The 16,637-nt window shown below is 68.7% G+C and carries 14 protein-coding genes; 7 read left to right on the top strand and 7 right to left on the bottom strand.

Translation table 11 applies throughout. The features are described from left to right. Nucleotides 1-16: 16 nt before the first annotated feature. Both QMG73_RS27240 and QMG73_RS27235 read right to left on the bottom strand, forming a co-directional pair. Nucleotides 17-2,326, bottom strand: a complete 2,310-nt coding sequence (locus QMG73_RS27240; protein WP_281900294.1) for a rhamnogalacturonan lyase — start codon at nucleotides 2,324-2,326, stop codon at nucleotides 17-19. A gap of 77 nt (nucleotides 2,327-2,403) precedes the next feature. After that, the gene (locus tag QMG73_RS27235; RefSeq protein ID WP_407676865.1) at nucleotides 2,404-3,177 is read right to left on the bottom strand and encodes a patatin-like phospholipase family protein; all 774 of its coding nucleotides are present in this window, start codon (nucleotides 3,175-3,177) and stop codon (nucleotides 2,404-2,406) included. A gap of 453 nt (nucleotides 3,178-3,630) precedes the next feature. Here QMG73_RS27235 and QMG73_RS27230 point away from each other — a divergent pair, with 453 nt between their 5' ends. Together QMG73_RS27230 and QMG73_RS27225 are read left to right on the top strand one after the other, a co-directional pair. Further along, nucleotides 3,631-4,419, top strand: a complete 789-nt coding sequence (locus QMG73_RS27230; RefSeq protein ID WP_281900290.1) for an alpha/beta fold hydrolase — start codon at nucleotides 3,631-3,633, stop codon at nucleotides 4,417-4,419. 224 nt (nucleotides 4,420-4,643) lie between these two features. Further along, complete coding sequence (locus QMG73_RS27225; protein WP_281900288.1) at nucleotides 4,644-5,747, top strand: SGNH/GDSL hydrolase family protein; 1,104 nt, start codon at nucleotides 4,644-4,646, stop codon at nucleotides 5,745-5,747. Here QMG73_RS27225 and QMG73_RS27220 read toward each other — a convergent pair. Beyond that, complete coding sequence (locus tag QMG73_RS27220) at nucleotides 5,719-6,936, bottom strand: glycosyltransferase (protein WP_281900286.1); 1,218 nt, start codon at nucleotides 6,934-6,936, stop codon at nucleotides 5,719-5,721. The two genes, QMG73_RS27225 and QMG73_RS27220, sit on opposite strands and share 29 nt — an antisense overlap. 34 nt (nucleotides 6,937-6,970) lie before the next feature. Here QMG73_RS27220 and QMG73_RS27215 point away from each other — a divergent pair, with 34 nt between their 5' ends. The 5 genes from QMG73_RS27215 (at nucleotide 6,971) to QMG73_RS27195 (ending at nucleotide 13,682) form a co-directional block, all read left to right on the top strand. Next, nucleotides 6,971-7,513 (top strand): hypothetical protein, encoded by a 543-nt coding sequence (locus QMG73_RS27215; RefSeq protein ID WP_281900285.1) that lies wholly within the window; start codon nucleotides 6,971-6,973, stop codon nucleotides 7,511-7,513. 212 nt (nucleotides 7,514-7,725) lie between these two features. Next, nucleotides 7,726-9,027 (top strand): ABC transporter substrate-binding protein, encoded by a 1,302-nt coding sequence (locus QMG73_RS27210; protein WP_281900282.1) that lies wholly within the window; start codon nucleotides 7,726-7,728, stop codon nucleotides 9,025-9,027. Nucleotides 9,028-9,154: 127 nt separating this feature from the next. Continuing rightward, nucleotides 9,155-10,126: a carbohydrate ABC transporter permease gene (locus tag QMG73_RS27205; protein WP_281900280.1), complete on the top strand. Its 972-nt coding sequence runs from the start codon at nucleotides 9,155-9,157 to the stop codon at nucleotides 10,124-10,126. Then, on the top strand, nucleotides 10,126-11,028 hold the full coding sequence (locus QMG73_RS27200) for a carbohydrate ABC transporter permease (protein ID WP_281900278.1): 903 nt from the start codon (nucleotides 10,126-10,128) through the stop codon (nucleotides 11,026-11,028). Before QMG73_RS27205 ends, QMG73_RS27200 begins: the two co-directional genes overlap by 1 nt. Further along, a complete protein-coding gene (locus tag QMG73_RS27195) occupies nucleotides 11,025-13,682 on the top strand; it encodes a beta-galactosidase (RefSeq protein WP_281900277.1) in 2,658 nt (885 codons plus the stop codon). The genes QMG73_RS27200 and QMG73_RS27195 overlap by 4 nt, the downstream gene beginning before the upstream one ends. Nucleotides 13,683-13,739: 57 nt before the next feature. Here QMG73_RS27195 and QMG73_RS27190 read toward each other — a convergent pair whose 3' ends face one another. Genes QMG73_RS27190 through QMG73_RS27175 form a run of 4 tightly spaced genes read right to left on the bottom strand, consistent with a single transcriptional unit; the run spans nucleotide 13,740 to nucleotide 16,514 of the window. Further along, nucleotides 13,740-14,204, bottom strand: a complete 465-nt coding sequence (locus QMG73_RS27190; protein WP_281900275.1) for a hypothetical protein — start codon at nucleotides 14,202-14,204, stop codon at nucleotides 13,740-13,742. A gap of 53 nt (nucleotides 14,205-14,257) precedes the next feature. Beyond that, nucleotides 14,258-14,542 (bottom strand): hypothetical protein, encoded by a 285-nt coding sequence (locus tag QMG73_RS27185; protein ID WP_281900273.1) that lies wholly within the window; start codon nucleotides 14,540-14,542, stop codon nucleotides 14,258-14,260. Continuing rightward, nucleotides 14,539-15,051 (bottom strand): SigE family RNA polymerase sigma factor, encoded by a 513-nt coding sequence (locus QMG73_RS27180; RefSeq protein WP_281900271.1) that lies wholly within the window; start codon nucleotides 15,049-15,051, stop codon nucleotides 14,539-14,541. The genes QMG73_RS27185 and QMG73_RS27180 overlap by 4 nt, the downstream gene beginning before the upstream one ends. Next, the gene (locus QMG73_RS27175; RefSeq protein WP_281900269.1) at nucleotides 15,048-16,514 is read right to left on the bottom strand and encodes a sodium:solute symporter family protein; all 1,467 of its coding nucleotides are present in this window, start codon (nucleotides 16,512-16,514) and stop codon (nucleotides 15,048-15,050) included. The genes QMG73_RS27180 and QMG73_RS27175 overlap by 4 nt, the downstream gene beginning before the upstream one ends. Nucleotides 16,515-16,637 lie beyond the last annotated feature (123 nt).

Below are 16,637 nucleotides of genomic sequence, written 5' to 3'. Positions count from 1 at the left end.
TCTCGTGTAAGGCCCCTTACAGACCGCGAGCCGTGGTGGGCACGGGCACCTTCGACCAATCGGTGTCGGATGCCAGGTAGAAGCCCGGATACGCCGGCTGGTTGTAGCCGGTCTGCTGCCGTGCGATGTCGACCCGGTACTGCGGGTCGTGCATGAGCGTGTACATCTTGTGGCCGGTCACCTCGGTGCTGAGGTAGATCCGCACGGCGGTGCTGTCCTCGGTACGCAGGAGCAACTCCTCACGCCAGTCGCCGAACACGTCCGCGACCAGGCCAGGATTCCCCTTGGTGAAGTTGTTCGTGTACGTCCCGGTTGCAGTGAGCACCGTGCCGCGCCGCCAGTCCTGGATCCTCGGCAGCGTGTCCGTCGTGCCGAACGCGCCGGTAACGATCTGGGTGGTCAGGTCGGCCGCCCAGCGGATGCTCATGTTGGTGCCGGGCGTGGTGGGCGCGAGCAGGTCACCGTCTGCCGAGAAGAGTCCGATACCCAGGTCGGCCGCGTTGGGCGGCATGGCGGGCCAGGCTTCCAGGCCGGGTACCTCCGGCAGTACGTCGCCGATCATGCCGCGCCCGGTGTCGCGGCCGGTGTAGTCGCCGAAGATGACCTCGCCGGTGGCCGCGTCGCGCATGGCGTGGCCGTACGGCGCGAACGTGCCGCCCTCGTGCACCCCGTAGATCTCCAGGCCGGGGCGGTTCGGGTCGATGTCGGTGACATGCAAAGCATCGCCATGTCCGAGCCGGGCGACCACGCCGGGCGTGGCACTGCCGGGTGGCATGACATCGAATGAGCTGTACAGGAGGCTGCCGTCGTCGTCGAAGGTGGCCGCCCCGTACACGATCTCCTGTTTCCCGTCGGCGTCCACGTCGGCCACGCTCAGCGTGTGATCGCCCTGCGTGGTGATCGTCGCGTACTCCGGATTCGTGCCGTCGCGCCCGTGTGGACTGTCGTTGAACGGGTTCGTCATCGGCACCCAACCGCTGTCGACGAACCACTGCTCGACCAGCCGGTTCCCGTTCCACCGGTACGCGACGAGGGTAGTGCGGGTGTAGTAGCCGCGGGCGAAGATCGCCGACGGGTGCTTGCCGTCCAGGTACGCGACGCCGGCGAGGAACCGGTCGACCCGGTTGCCCGGCTCGATGCGCGCCATCGCGTAGTCGCCCCACAGGAGCCCGTCGTCGGACCGGCCCGGCTTGTACCGGATGGTCTGCAATTCGCGCCCGGTCGCGCCCTGGAACACGGTCAGGTACTCGGGTCCGGTGACGATGAAGCCCTGGAAGTTCCGCAGCGCGTTGCGGGTGCTGCGGCTCGGCGCGTACACGTCGATGAAGTAGTTGGCGAGCGCCTCCGCGTCGGCGCGCGACAGCGGGTACTGGTACTGCGGCGTCGTGCCGAACGCCTGCTCCAGCGTCGCGGGCCACCGTCCGGCGACCACCTCGGGGTGCTCGTGCCAGCCAAGGAACATGTCGACGACGTACTGGTAGTAGTCCGCCGCGCTCATGCGGTAGTCGTCTTTGTGCGTGTATCCGGCACGGATGTCCGCCGCCGGCATCGTGATGTACTTCTCGGAGACCACGTTGCCGGCCCGGTCGTACCGGATCACCTTGGTGCCCGGCGCCGTCTTGAACATCATCTCGGAGCGGCCGTCGCCGTCGAAGTCGTACACGAGGAACTGCGCGTAGTGCGCGCCGGCCCGCACGTTGACGCCGAGGTCGATGCGGTTGAGCAGGGTGCCGTCGAACCGGTACGTGTCGATGTAGACGTTGCCGGTGTATCCGACCTGCGACACGTCCTTGGAGTTCGACGGGTCCCACTTCACCACGTACTCGTACTGCCCGTCGCCGTCCACGTCACCGACGCTGATGTCGTTGGCCGCGTACGTGTACGCCTCGCCGGCCGGGGTCACGCCATCGGCTGGTTTGCGCAGCGGCAGGTCGTAGTACCCGTTGGTCCAGGCCGTGACGGGTGCGCTGCGGTCGCCCTCGCGCCCCTTTACGACCGGTGCGACCCGGTAGCGGGCGCCGGGCTCGGCAGCGGTGTCGATGTAGTTCGTGCTGTCCGTGACGGTCGCTATGCGCTTTCCGTTGCGGTACACGTTGAATGCCGGACCGGCCATGCCGGTCGCGGTGTTTCCGGTGACCTCGGATCCGAGCAGCCGCCAGCTGAGGAAGACGCCCTCGGTGGTCGCGGCGGCGACCAGGCCGCGGTCGAGCTCTTCGAGCTGGACGGCGTGACGGGATTCGTTCGCGGGCGCGCCGGCGGCGGTGCCGGGAACGCCGAGAACTAATGCGATAAGAGTCGGAATTGTCAATATGGCGCGAGGATTCATGCCCAATGCTCCTCGGCATTCGTGAGAGGGCTGAAACGATACAATGATGCGAAGGCTATGGATGTCTTGAGCGCCTGTCAAGGCGTCCAGACGCGCGCTATCTGCTCTGCCACCGCGAGCCCCTGCTCTTTTCCGGCACGGGCGGCCGGTGCCCGCCGCGCCGGGTCGAGCACGTTACGGCCGATCGCTTGGCGCGCGGCGCGGTCGGGCATGACCACCGCGACCCGCGCGGTGCGGCGCAACGCCGCCACCTGGTCGGACAGGCGCGCGATCCGGCCGCCGCCGCGCGCGATCGGCGCGATCACCACGACAGAGCCCGCGCCGTCGGCCAGGTCGGCGTTCGCGGGCGACCGCATCCCGCCGTCGATGAAACGGCGCTCTCCAATGGGTACCGGAGCCCACACGCCCGGCACCGCGCAGCTCGCCGCGACCGCCTCGACCAGGCCCACTCCCCCGTCGCGGTCGAACACCACGAACTCGCCGGAGTCCGCATCGCAGGCCGTGATGAGCAGCCGCTTGTCCGGCCAGGCGTGCACCGGCAGGCGGCTCGCGATGAGAGCGATCCGCTCGGCCGCCGGCCCGGTGGGCGCGGCCAGCGCCATCCGCCCCAGCCGCCGCCGGTAGGCCCGGTCGTCGCGGGTGCCGATCATGGCGAGCCCAGCGGCGACGAGCGTGCGGAGTTTGATCCGCGCGGCGACCTCCGCGCCCGGTCCGGCGAGCTGCCGCGAGTACAGCTCAGCGAGCGGTACACCGGACGTGACCTGCGCGGCCACCACCGACCCGGCCGACGTGCCGACGAACATGTCCGCGTCAAGCAGATCGACGCCCGCGTCGGCAAGCCCCGCAAGCACCCCAATCTCCCAGGCGACCCCAGTAACCCCGCCCCCACCGAGCACAAGCCCTTTCACGCCGCCACCGTACGCCCCACACCCCCTCTTTCGTCGATCAAGGCCAAATGCACGCAGTTCGATCTCCTTTCCACGCGCATTCGCCCTTGATCGATGCGATTCCCCTTGATCGAGAGAGCTGCCGCGATGGCCGTCGCGGCCCATACCGTTGCTCCCGCAGCCTCGCCCTCCGCGTCCAGTCACGCTCAAGATCCCAACAAAATCCCTGATTTTGTCGGCTCAAACGCGCTCGGAGGCCGCAACATCAGGGATATCGCTGCTACGTCCGGGCGGGTTGTGTAGCCGCGGAGGGTGAGGCTGCGGGAGCAGCGATCCTGCGCGCGGCGGACGTCGCGGCAGCCCGATATCTTTTCTTGGCTTCCCTCGTTCCGCCGGAGACGCCCTAGGCTCGGGCGGATGCGGATCTATGACACCGGGGGCACCGGACCGGCACTGTTCTGGCTGCACGGCACGCCCAACACCGGCGCGCCGCCCGAACCGCTCTTTCCCGCCGCCGCCCGGCACGGCATCCGGTGGATCGGCTACGACCGCCCCGGATACGGCGGCTCGCCGCGCGAGCCCGGCCGCACCATGGCGTCGGCCGCGGCCCACGTGTTGGCCATCGCCGACAGACTGGGCATCGAGCGCTTCGCGGTGATGGGCCACTCCAGCGGCGGTCCGCACGCGCTGGCCTGCGCCGCGCTGCTCCCCGACCGCGTGCTCGCCGCCGTCTCCATCTCCGGGCTCGCGCCGCTTGGCAGCGAGGGCCTCGACTGGTACGCGGGCCTCGCCGCGGCCGGAGAGGCGGAACTGCGCGCGGCCACCCGCGGGCGTGAAGCGCTGGAACGGCACATCGCCGCCAGCGAATTCGACCCCGAGCAGTTCACGCCGGCCGACTTCGCCGCGCTCGACGGCGAATGGGGCTGGATCGGACGCATCGCCGCGGATGGCGCGCGCACCGACCAGGGCGGCACGGTCGACGACAACCTGGCGAACGTCGGCCCGTGGGGCTTCGACCCCACGAAGATCGGGGTTCCAGTCCTCTTTGTACACGGCACAGCCGACCGGATGGTCCCTAGTGGACACTCGGAGTGGCTGGCCGCACGGATCGCCTCGGCGGAGCTGTGGCTGCGCCCCGACGAGGGCCACATCTCGATCCTGTCCGCCGCCCCCGCCACCCTCGACTGGCTAGCACCCCACCTCTGACGCCCGATCGTCCCCAGACCGGCCCGGCACGGCATGTCGCCACGCCGCTTCCGCCGATCAAGGGCGAACGCACGTGGTTCGGTCTCTTTTCCGCGTGCATTCGCCCTTGATCCATGCCAATGCCCTTGATCGGCAAAAGGCGCGCGCGGTCTTGACAAGCCGGCTGTGGGGCGGTGGAGTGGGAGCGCTTCCAAATGCATTGGCTTCGATGTTCAGGGGGTCAGATGAAGCGCTTCACCGCCGTCCTCGCGGCTGGCACGCTCACGGTTGGGCTTGTGACGGCGGTAGCGCCGCAGGCGCAGGCGGGCGCGCCGCATGTTCTCACGCGGGCTCACACCGCCGGCCGCGTCGAGGTGAACGCCGGCGCCGTCCAGTACAGCTGGCCGGGCGTGTACTTCGAGGGCCGGTTCCGCGGCACCGGGGTGGGCGTCGTGCTGAACGACACCGACAATGACTACGAGGTACAGGTCGACGGCGCGACCGTCGACACGCTCGTGAAGCCCGGCCACATCACGCACTGGGTCACCGGGTTGCCCCGGGGCGCGCACACGGTGCGGCTCGTCAAGCGCACCGAAAGCCCGTGGATGGTCAGCGAGTTCGGTGGTTTCGTGGCCGCGCCCGGCGGCGCGATCCTCGGCAAGCCGGCGGCGCGCGGCCGGCAGATCGAGTTTATCGGCGACTCCTACACGGTCGGCTACGGCAACATGTCGACCACTCGGGAGTGCACCGGTGACGAGGTCGCTCGCACCACCAACGCCGATCTCAGCTTCGGCGCCATCACCGCCCGGCGCCTGCGCGCCGACTATCAGATCAACGCGTTCTCCGGCCTCGGCATGGTGCGCAACTACAACGGCCACACGCCGGGCACCGACTACCGCACGTACTACGATCGGGCGCTGCTGAGCGTCGACGGCGACGTCTGGCAGAAGCCGCGTTCGTGGCGGCCGCAGCTCGTGGTCGTGGGGCTGGGCATCAACGATTTCTCCACCGCCATCAACCCGGGCGAGGCGTGGACGCCGGAAAGCCTCATCGCCGCTTACCGCACGGCGTACCAGGGCTTCCTCGACAAGCTTCGCGCGCGGTACGGCCGGCACACCACCATCGTGGTGAGCGCGACCTATCTGTGGAACACCACCGCGTTCGCGGACGCCGCGCAACAGGTGGTCGCCGACCGGAACGCCCAGGGCGACAACCGCGTGCGCTACTGGTACTACGAGGACACCGGCCTCGACCACCTCGGCTGCCACTGGCACCCGTCAGCGCACGACCACGAGCTCATCGCCGACCGCCTCGAAGCCTTCATCGCGACCCTTCCGCTGCGCTGGTAACGGCGTCGCGGTACGCCTCGAGGGTTTCGTCGACGAAACGGTCCGATGTGGACCGCTCGGCGATGGAGCGGCCGTGCTGCCCGCGGTGTCTCGCCTCGGCGGGCGCCGTGAGCAGCGCGGCAAGGCTCGCGGCGAAGGCTTCCGGCGCCGGCTCGGTGAGGCACATGGCGCCGGCGAGCGGATGGCTGGCGTGCAGCAGCCGATCGGTCATCACGATGGGTACGCCCGCGAGGGAAGCCTCGTGCAGCACGATGCCCTGGGTGTCGGTCGCGGACGGAAACGCGAACACGTCGCTGGCCGCGTAGGCGGCGTGCACGTCGGCACCGCCCAGCGCGCCAGTCGTGACCGTGTGCGCCGCCAGGCCCGACCGGTCGAGCAGGCGCCGCAGGCGGAGCCGTCCATCGCTCGGCCCGACGAGTAGCAGCGTCGCGGCGGGCACCCGCTGTCGCACGAGCGCGAACGCCTCTATCAACAGCTTGATGCCCTTTTCGGCGGAGAGCCGCCCGACGAAGAGCACCACCGAGGCGTCCCGCGCGATGCCGTGGCGGGCCCGGAACTCGGCACCGGTCATGGCGGCCGGCGGGAGGCTCGCGGGGGTGGCGATAACGCGTACCCGATCGGCGAAACCGTCCATCCGGCAGCGACGCAGGGCGCCCGCGGTCGGCGCGACGATGACGTGCGCCGCGTCGAAGACGCGCGCGTTGGCTTCCTCGATCGCATCGTACGTGTTCAGCAGCCGGCCTCTCGGGCCGCGCCGCAGGTGACGCCCGTACAGAGCGGTGCCGGCACGGACGATGAGTGTCGGGATGTAGTAGTGCTCGGCATACCCGTGCATGTCGGTGTGGTACGTGTACACCGCTGGCACGCCGAGCTGCCGCGCCACGGTCAGCCCCGCGGCACCGAGCGGGCCGGGAGTGTGCACGTGCGCGACGTCTGGCCGCCACTCGCGCACTCGGTCGCGCATCGAGCGTATCGGTGCCAGCGCGAACCGGAAGTCGCCCATGCCCGTCGGCATCGATGGCACGGAGATGACGCCATCGCCCACCGGCGCTTTCCACAGTGGACCGGTGGTCACCACGACGGTTTCGTGGCCGCGCCGGCCCAGCATGCCGGTCAGCAGCCTGATGGAGGCCGCGATGCCGTTGACACCGCGAAATGAAGCGTCTGTGAAGTGTGCGATCCTGGTCAACGCCGTCGCATCCCTCGAACCTCGAAGATTCACGATGAAGGTACCCGGAAAAGCGCCATTGTGGGTGGCCGGCGCCACCCTGGCGGCCGGCTTCGGTGAGCTGTTCGCGCTGTCTCTACTCCAGCCGGCACCCGCGCACCTGCCGGGCCTGTGGGACTTCGCCAGTGCGACCTGGGGCGACGGGTTGGCGTTGCCGCTGATGGCCGGTTCCCTCACGTACGCCGTCCGCGCGCTGCCGCCATCGCGGCGCGACGCCGTGCTGGCCGCCGTGGCGGGGCTGGCCGGCGGCGGGCTCGGGGTCGCCACTCAGGTGTCGTGGCTGTCGGCGGACACGCCAAGGCTCAACTGGACGCTCCCGCAACCGCACCATTTCACGGCCGCCGGCTGGTATCACGCCGCGTTTCTGGTGGCGGTGTCGGCGGTACTGGCAGCACTGTGGACTGTCGCGCTGTGGCGCGCCGCGCTGGCGGTACAGCTGGAAAAGCGCGCGGAGGGTGCGCTTGCGACGGCGCTCGCCGCCGGCGTTTCGTTCGTGGTCTTCCTGGCGCTCGACGCGCATCGCGCCGTCCTGCCGTGATCATGGCTTGACCTGGTCACACACGGTTACGTGAGCGGGAGGTCACGTTACGCGAGGGCTTATTCTTAGCCCTTGACGAAGGGTCATCGCAAACCTAGGCTACCGATCACTTAACCGGCTGGAAATTTAGTTGACATCCCCCAATCCAGCTTCAGGGCCGACGCGACGCCGTCGCATCCAGAAGGCCGGGTTCCGATAGGAGGCATTGCGCGATGACGATCGACAGAGCGCGAGTGACGCGCCGGGGTTTCCTCGGCCTCGGTGCGGCGGCGGGCATCATCACGCTCACCGCGTGCGGTTCAGACAGTGACGGCGACAGCGGCTCCAGCAGCGGTGGCGGCAAGCTCGTCATGACGGTCTGGGGCGGCGAGCCTGACAAGACCGCGTACCAGAAGCGCATCGATCTGCTGGTCAAGAAGTACCCCGACATCTCGATCACGCTGCAGCTCATCCCGAGCGAGACGTATGAGCAGAAGGTCCAGACGATGATCGCGGGTGGTAGTGGCCCGGACATCATGCAGGTCGCCGAGAACGTCAACGTCTACTCCAGCAAGAACCAGCTTTCGCCGCTCGACGACCTGGCCAAGGGCGCGGGCATCGACCTCGAGCAACGGTTCGGCCCCATCGGTTCGCTGTACTCGTACAAGGACAAGGTCTACGCGGTCCCGGACCGGTCCGGCGCGATGATCACGTACTACAACAAGACCATGTTCTCCGCGGCCAACCTGGAGGCGCCCACCGCCGAGTGGACCTGGGAGCAGACGCTCGCGGCGTTCAAGGCGCTCACCATCCCGGGCAAGCAGTGGGGATACGCCGGCGCGGAGTGGTGGGCCGCGTGGTGGGGCTTCGTGTACCAGAACGGCGGCAAGATCATCGACGACAGCGGCAAGCCTGTCGCGAACAGCGACCAGGTCGTCGAGGCGCTGCAGTGGGCCGGCGACCTCGTCAACAAGCATGGTGTGGTGCCGACGAAGAAGCAGTACGCCGACTTCGGCGCCGACGTCAACGGTGACGCCGCGTTCGCGCAGGGCAAGATCGCGGTCAGCACCACCGGTTTCTGGGCGATCAGCGGGCTCCTCAAGAGCAACATCGACTGGGGCATCGCGCCGTTCTGGCGGGGCAAGCAGCAGGCGGTGACCGCCTTCGGCAGCGGCCTCGCGATCTCGCGCACCTCGAAGAACCCCAACGCGGCCATCAAGGCGATCGAGTTCCTGAGCGCGCCGGACGCGCAGAAGGTCATCATCGAGACCGGGCAGGACGTACCGGCGAACATCGAGGTGCAGAAGAGCGACGCGTTCCTCAAGCCGACGTGGATGACCAAGCCGGTCGACATGGACGTCTTCGGTGAGTCGAGCGCGTTCGTGTACCGCGCGCCGTTCATTCCTGAGTGGAACGAGATGCAGAAGGCGTTCGAGAACGGGCTGGCCAACTTCTGGCTCGGCAAGGAAGACGCCCGCACCGCTTTGAACGCAGTCCAGAAGCGGCTCGAGACCATCGTCAAGCCTGCGGGGTAGCGATGACTGAGTCACCTGGCACTCGCTACGCTCGCGCGGGTCATGCGCCTTTCGGGTCGCCCTGTAGCCGACCTTCCGCTCGGTCGCTACGCTCCCTCGACTTCAGGCCGGCTGCGGGCGGCGGCGCATGACCAATCTCGCGGAGGCGGCACCGGCACGCGCTGGTGCCGCCCCGGGGTCGGCTCCCACGCGTCTGGCGGGGCTGCGCAGCCGCCGGCGCAAGGAGGCGCTCTGGTTCTATCTCTTCGCCTCGCCATGGATCGTCGGCTTCCTGGTGTTCCTTTTCGGGCCGATGGTGGCTTCCATCTACCTCTCGCTGACCGACTGGGACTCGTTCACCACACCCAACTTCGTGGGGTTGGACAACTACCGCCAACTGCTGACCGAGGACCCGGTCTTCTGGACGGCGCTCAAGAACACCATCTACTACTCGGCGATCTCGGTGCCGCTCGGTCTGCTGATCGGGCTCTGGCTCGCCAACCTGCTCAACAAGCAGGTGCGGGCGCGCAAGCTGTTCCGCACCCTCATCTACCTGCCAACGCTGGTGCCGCTGGTAGCGGCCGCGATGGTCTTCAAGATGGTGCTGATGCCGTCTGGGCCGCTCAACGACCTGCTCGGCCTCGCCGGCATCCCCGGCCCGACGTGGCTGCTGGACCCGACCTGGGTGAAGCCGTCGCTGATCCTGCTGTCGATCTGGGGCGTCGGTAGCGCGACCGTCCTGCTGCTCGCGGCTATGAAAGGCATCCCGAAGGAGCTTTACGAGGCGGCCGAAGTGGACGGTGCCAGCCCGATGCGGCAGTTCTGGAGCATCACCGTCCCGCAGCTCACGCCGATCATCTTCTTCAACCTCGTGATGGGCATCATCGGCGCGTTCCAGGTCTTCTCGCAGGTGTACGTGCTGACCCGGGGCGCCACCCAGGCGCCGGAAGAGGCCAGCGTGATGATGGTGCCGTTCCTCTTCGACCAGGCGTTCGCCTTCTACCACATGGGATACGCGTCGGCGATCTCGTGGCTGCTGTTCCTGGTGATCCTCGGCTTCACGCTCATCGCCTTCCGGACCGCCCGTAAGTGGGTCTTCTACGAGACGGAGGTGAAGTGATGGCGGTCCTGACCGACGTCGCCGTCGACCGGCCGACGGCCAAGGAGACCCGCACCCCACGCGCTTTCCGCGCCACACCCTTCACGTACGCGACGCTGATGATCGTCTCAGCGGTACTGAGCGTGCCGCTGGTGCTGGTGGTGTCGATCGCGCTGTCGTCTGATCAGACAGTCAACGCCAACGCGTTCTCGATCATCCCCCGCGAGTTCCACTGGGAGAACTTCACCCGGGTCTTCGACACCAGCCTGCCGATGGGCCGTTTCCTGCTGAACTCCGTAATCATCTCGCTCTTCGCGGTGGCTGGGCAGATGCTTTCCAGCGGGTTGATCGGGTACGCCTTCGCGCGCCTGCGGGCACCCGGAAAGAACGCGCTCTTCATGGTGGTCATCGCGACGATGATGATCCCGACCCAGATCACGATGATCCCGCAGTTCATCCTGTTCAAGGAGCTGGGCTGGATCAACACGTTCCTGCCGCTGATCATCCCGAACTTCTTCTCGAACGGGTTCAACGTGTTCCTGGTGCGGCAGTTCGTGTCGCGGCTGCCCAAGGAGATCGACGAGGCCGCCATGATCGACGGTCTGGGCTTCTTCGGCGTCTACCGCCGGATCATGTTGCCGATGTTGATGCCAGCCCTCATCGCCATCGGCATCTTCACCCTCACATACACGTGGGGTGACTTCATGGGTCCGCTGATCTACCTGAACGACGAGTCGAAGATGCCGCTGGCACTCGGCATCCAGTACATCAGCAGCACCTCGGCGGCGATGCAGGCGCCACCATGGAACCTGGTGATGGTGGGTTCGATCCTGCTCACGCTGCCCATGATCATCGTGTACTACTTGGGCCAGCGGTACCTGTACGAGATGGACATCAGCGGTGGAAGCGCGGGGGTCAAGTGAGCGTTCAGACCATTGTGAGGAGCGGCGTCGAGCTCGACGCCCGTGGCATCCGGATCGGCGGCCAGCCCAGGCTGGTGCTCTGCGCCTCGCTGTTCTACTTCCGCCTACCGCGCGAGGAGTGGGCCGCGCGGCTGGCGCAGGTGCGGGCGTCCGGATACACGTGCGTCGACGTGTACCTGCCGTGGAACTTTCACGAGACGGCGCCCGGCGAGTGGTCGTTCGAGGGCCGGCGTGACGTCGCCACCTTCCTGGATCTGGCGCACGCCGCCGGGCTGTACGTCATCGCGCGGCCCGGCCCCTACATCTGCTCCGAATGGGACGGTGGCGCGCTGCCGGCGTGGCTGGGCCTCGACCCGCAGCTGCGGGTGCGGCAGAGCGAGCCGCGGTACCTCGCACAGGTACGCGCCTGGTTCGACCAGGTGCTGCCGCTGATCGCCGAACGGCAATACACCAACGGCGGCCCGGTCATCATGGTGCAGCTCGAAAACGAGCTGGACTTCTTCGACTGTGCCGACCGCACGGGATACATCACCGCGCTGCGTGACCAGTCAGTCAACTACGGCATCACCGTGCCGATGATCGCGTGTGCGGGGCAGGGTGACCTGGCCGGGGCCACCGGTGACGTGGCCGGTGTCGTACCGGCCTGCAACTTCTACCCCGACGACGACTCGCCGCACATCGAGGGCGAGGTGCGCCGGTACGCGGGCCTGCTCGCCGACCGCGGGCTGCCGCTGCTGGTGACGGAGACGAACCGGCGGCACCGCACGCTGCGGCGGTTGCTGGCCAGCGGCGCGTCGCTGATCGCACCGTACCTCCAGTCGTCCGGCTGGAACTTCGGGTACACGCCGTCGAGCGGCAACTGGGGCGCGCCGGGCAACCTGATGAGCCACGGCTACGACTTCGGCGGCTACGTCTCGTCGACCGGCGTGGAGCGGGCGGAGTTCGTCGAGGCGCAGGTGCTGGCACGGGTCGTCGACGCGCTCGGAGCGCGGCTGGCGCTTGCCACGTCGGGGGTGCCGCGTTTCGAGGTCACGGCTGACTTTCCGACCAGTACCACGCTGGCGGCGCTCGACCTCGACGGCGGCGGGCAGTTGCTCGCACTGCCCAACCTGGGCGCCGAATCCGGCACGGCGACGCTGGACGGGGTGACGATCGAGGTACCCGGCGACGCGTGCCCGCTGGTGCTGCTCGACGTCCCGCTGCGACAGTGGGGCGCCGAGCTGACGCTGTCCCTGGCCTCGGCCGACCTGGTCGCGGTGGCCGCCGAAGACGGGCGCTTGGCGCTCGCCTTCTCCTCCGCCGTACCGGTGACGGTCGTCCTTTCTGGACACCCACCGCTCGTCATCCCGGTGGGCACGACCGTCGACGTGCCCGGCACAGGCGTGACGCTCGTGGTGGTGCCGCCGGCGGAAGCGGCCCGGCTCACCGCGCTACACGCCGACGGCGTCACCGACGTGGCTCCCGCACCGGGAGCGGGCCGCCCCACCGCCGGCACCGATGTGCTGTCGGCCCTGCGCCGTGCCGGCGCGCCGGCGGAACCGGCTGCCGTCACCGCGACCGCTGCCGCGCACTCCTCCGGCGCGTCGGTGGTCGCGGCTGTCACGGAGCACGAGCTGCCGCCGGCTCTGGAGTCGCTGGGTGTCTACCGTGGACGCGGCACGTACACCACGACGGCCGACCTGACCGGGATCGACGAGTTGCTCATCGTCGGCGCCGCCGACATGACCGATCTGTCGATCGCGGGCCGGGTCAGCCCGACGATCGCCGGCTTCGGCGGCACGGAGCGGATCGACGTGCGCGACGTGTCTGGTACTGCCGACGTGCGGGCCACGGTCGAGATCTGGGGACACGCCAACTTCGACGACGACCGCCTGCCCGCGTTGAAGCTCGGCGCCCTACGCGGTCTCGGTACCGTGTGGACGGTCGAGTCGGTGCGTGACCTGTCGGCACTGTGGACCGTCAGCGGCGACGAGCAGTGGGCCGGCCAGCCCGCCCCGACGCGTACGCTCGGCGGTTGGAGCAGCACCCGGGTGGGGCTTCCCACGACGTACACCCGGGTGATCCCCGGTAGTGGCGATTCGGCGCTGCACCTGGCCGGCCTGGCCGAACCGGTGCGGGTCGCGGTCGACGGTGGTGCGGCGGTGACCGTCCACCCCGAAAACCCGTGGCTGCTACTGCCGGCGGGCACGGATCGCGTGTCGGTGACGATGCCGCACAACCCCAGCGGTCCGGGCGTACGGGCGGAGTTGCTCGGCCTGCGGCCGGTCACCGGCTGGTCCTGCGCGGTCGAAGACGACGCGGCGCTGACGGCGTACGCGAACACGGTCTCCGCCGGTGCGGCGGTCGAGCTGCCGGTCAGTCTCGAAGCGGGCGAGGAGACCTGGCTCGACGTCGACCTGCCACCGTCCACTGTGGGCTGGGTCATCCGGCTGGCGGGTGCGCAGGTACGGGCGACCGGCTGGGCCGCCGGCGAGTGCATCGGGCGGGTGTGGCTCGACGACCCGGCACGGCCACGCTTCTCCGGTGGCGACGCCGAGATTCTGTGGGTACCGGGCGCCTGGGCCGCCACCGGCACCCGGCTGACGCTGCTGCTACGCGGCACGGCCGGCCCCGCGGAGCCCGCTCTGCGCGCCATCCACCTAACGACACCGTGATCAGGGCGTCCCTCAAGTCGTTCTAACGACTTGAGGGACGCCCTGATCACGAAAGGGTCAGCCGTCCTGGCTCGTGCGGTAGATGATACTTCCGCAGTCGTACGGCGTACCGCCCGATCCGTTCTGGGAGCAGACCTGGATGCCGATCCGCTCACCGGCGGCGACGTTGCCGAACGGATCCCAGACCACGTACTCGTCGTAGCCCTTCCCGTGGTACTTGGGCCCCTTCTTCACGCCCTTGTGCCAGGCGAACGCGACCACGCCGTCGCCATCGGCGCAGGTGTCCTTGATGAGAAGGTAGTCGTCGTTCTTGTCCGGGTTGCTGAGGTCACCCTCGCCGTAGTCCACAAAGTAGAGATAGCCGGCGGGATAGTTGGGTCCCCAACTGGACGCGGGGCAGTTACTGGGTGTGGCGCTGGTGGTGTAGAAGCCGTCGTCGACGGCGAGGGCCGGCGCACCGGTCGCACCGATGATTGCCACCACGGCGGCGAGCACCGTCAGCACTCTGCGAAGCTTGATCATGGCCGCCAACCTAGAAGCGCGCGCTCTCGTCACGCCACCACGGCGCCATCGTCCTAGGGCGGGTTGACGCCGGCCGGCGAAACCGGCTCGTTGATGCGGGTGCGATCGTCGAAGATGACCGGCGTCCGGTCCGGCGCCTGGTTGAGCGCCCACAGCCCGATCAGATCGGCGACGGCGAAGACGATCGCGATCAGTACGGCGAGGATGAGACGACGCCGGCGCTCCCGCCGCCGCCACTGCGCGTGCGCTGGCCCGTACGCGGGCGGCGCCGCGTCGACCTGCGCCGCGAGCGCGTCCAGCGTCTCCCGCAAGCGTTCCTCGGTACTGCCGGTTGTCATCGTCTTTCCTCCAGCACGCGCGTGAGGGCGGCCATCCCGCGCGAGGTATGTGATTTCACGGCTCCACAGGAAATGCCCATCGCGGCGGCGATTTCGGCTTCCCGCAGGCCCAGCCAGTGTCGCAGAACGAGCGCCTCCCGCTGCCGGGTCGGTAGCTGCTTGAGAGCCGCCACCAGCGCCCGCTGATCGTCCTGGAGCAGCGCCTCGGCCTCCGCGGAGCTGCCGGGCCGCTCGGTGGCGTCCGGAGTGGAGTGTTTGCGCACGACCTGGAGGTGGCGAAGGCGCATCCGGGTGAGGTTGCAGACCACGGAACGCAGGTACGGAACCGCGGCCTGGGTCTCGCGCAGCTTTTTCCAGCGCCGGTACAGCTGATAGAACGCCTCGGCCACGATGTCTTCGGCGTCGTCGGCACCGAGAAGCACCGCAAGTCGCAGCATCGCCCCGTACTGGGAGTGGAAGATCTCGGCGAGCGCCGTGTCCTGGTCGGCGGCGACCTCGATCGGCGTCATGATGCTCGCACCGCCGTCCGGGCGGCGGTGAAGTACGGCGTCAGGCCGACGGCGACGGCGAGGTTGAGCAGGAAGGCGACCAGCGCCGCGTACATCGGGACACCCGCCACGGAAACCACCGCCGAAAAGCCGCCCCACACCACCAGCAGCGTGCCGCTGACCATGCCGACCGCCCAGCCGGCGAGCAGCGCATTTCTGTGCAGCCACGTGGTGAAAAGACCGATCGCGACCGCCGGAAACGTCTGCAGGATCCAGACGCCACCAAGCAGTTGCAGGTTGATGGCGTCCTGGTTGCGCAGGCCCAGCACGAACGCGACCGCGCCCACCTTGGCGGTCAGCGAAACGAGCTGCGCGATCCGGGTCTGATGCTTCGGCGTGGCGGTCGGGTGGAAGTACTCGACGTAGATGTTCCGCACGAAGGCCGTCGCCGCCGCGATCGACATCACCGCCGCGGGCACGAGCGCGCCGACGACGAACGCCCCGAAGAGCACTCCGGTGAGCGCCGCCGGCATGAGCTGCTCGACCAGCAGCGGCACCGCCGATTCGGCGTTGCCGGGCGGCGCCTCGACGCCGGCCGCGAGCGCGGCGATCCCGAGCATCGCGAACAGGCCCAGCACCGCGGTCCAGGCCGGGAGGGCGATCGTGACTTTCCGCAGGGTACGCGGGCCGGACGCGGCGAACGCGGCGGTCAGGACGTGCGGGTACATCAACAGCGCCATCGCGGACCCGATGGCCAGGGTGGCGAAAGCCGGGTACAGGTCGGGGTCGAGCGTGAGGGCGGCGTCCCGCGACTCGGCGCTCTCGAAGATCCGCCCCGGTCCACCGAGTTCGTCGAGGACGACCGCCACCACGGCCAGGATCGCCCCGAAGATCGCCGCGCCCTTGACGATCGAGATCACCGCTGGGGCGCGCAGGCCGTGGCGGTACGTGGCGGCCGCCAGTACCGCGAACACCGCGATCATGGCCAGGTCGCCGGCCAGCCCGCGCGGGTACAGGCCACCCGCCGTCAGCACCGCCCGGATGCCCAGCAGTTGGAGCGCGATGTACGGCATCGTGGCCAGGATCCCGGTCAGCGCCACCACCAGTGCGAGCGGCGCCGAGTCGTACCGGCCCTTCACGTAGTCGGCTACCGTGATGTACCCGTGCTCGCGCGCCACCGACCACAGCCGCGGCAGCAGCACGAACGCCATTGGGTAGATGATCACGGTGTACGGGAGCGCGAAGAACCCGAGCGCCCCGGTGCCGTACACGAGCCCGGGCATGGCCGCAAACGTGTACGCCGTGTAGATCGTCCCGCCGAGCAGGAACCAGGTGGTGGGCGCCCCGAACCGCCGGTTCGCCAGGGCCCAGCCCTCCAGCGTGGGCAGCGAGTCGTCCCGCCGGAACCAGCGCGCGCCGACAGCGACCAGCGACGTACCGCCGACGACGGCGAGGAACGCGGCTACGGTCGCGGACTCGGGCATGATCACCACCCGCTTGGGGAACTTGACCCTATGTTGCGCACCAGCGGCATCTGGTTCACACGTAACACGGCAGAAATCTCCGGTAAACCAGTTCCACAGGTCCGGCAACTCTGCCATGTAACC

The organism is Phytohabitans aurantiacus, assembly GCF_027923225.1.
In the GTDB taxonomy this organism is placed as follows: domain Bacteria; phylum Actinomycetota; class Actinomycetes; order Mycobacteriales; family Micromonosporaceae; genus Phytohabitans; species Phytohabitans aurantiacus.
Note: the sequence above shows the minus strand (reverse complement) of the source record. Positions and strands in the feature narration are given on the sequence as shown.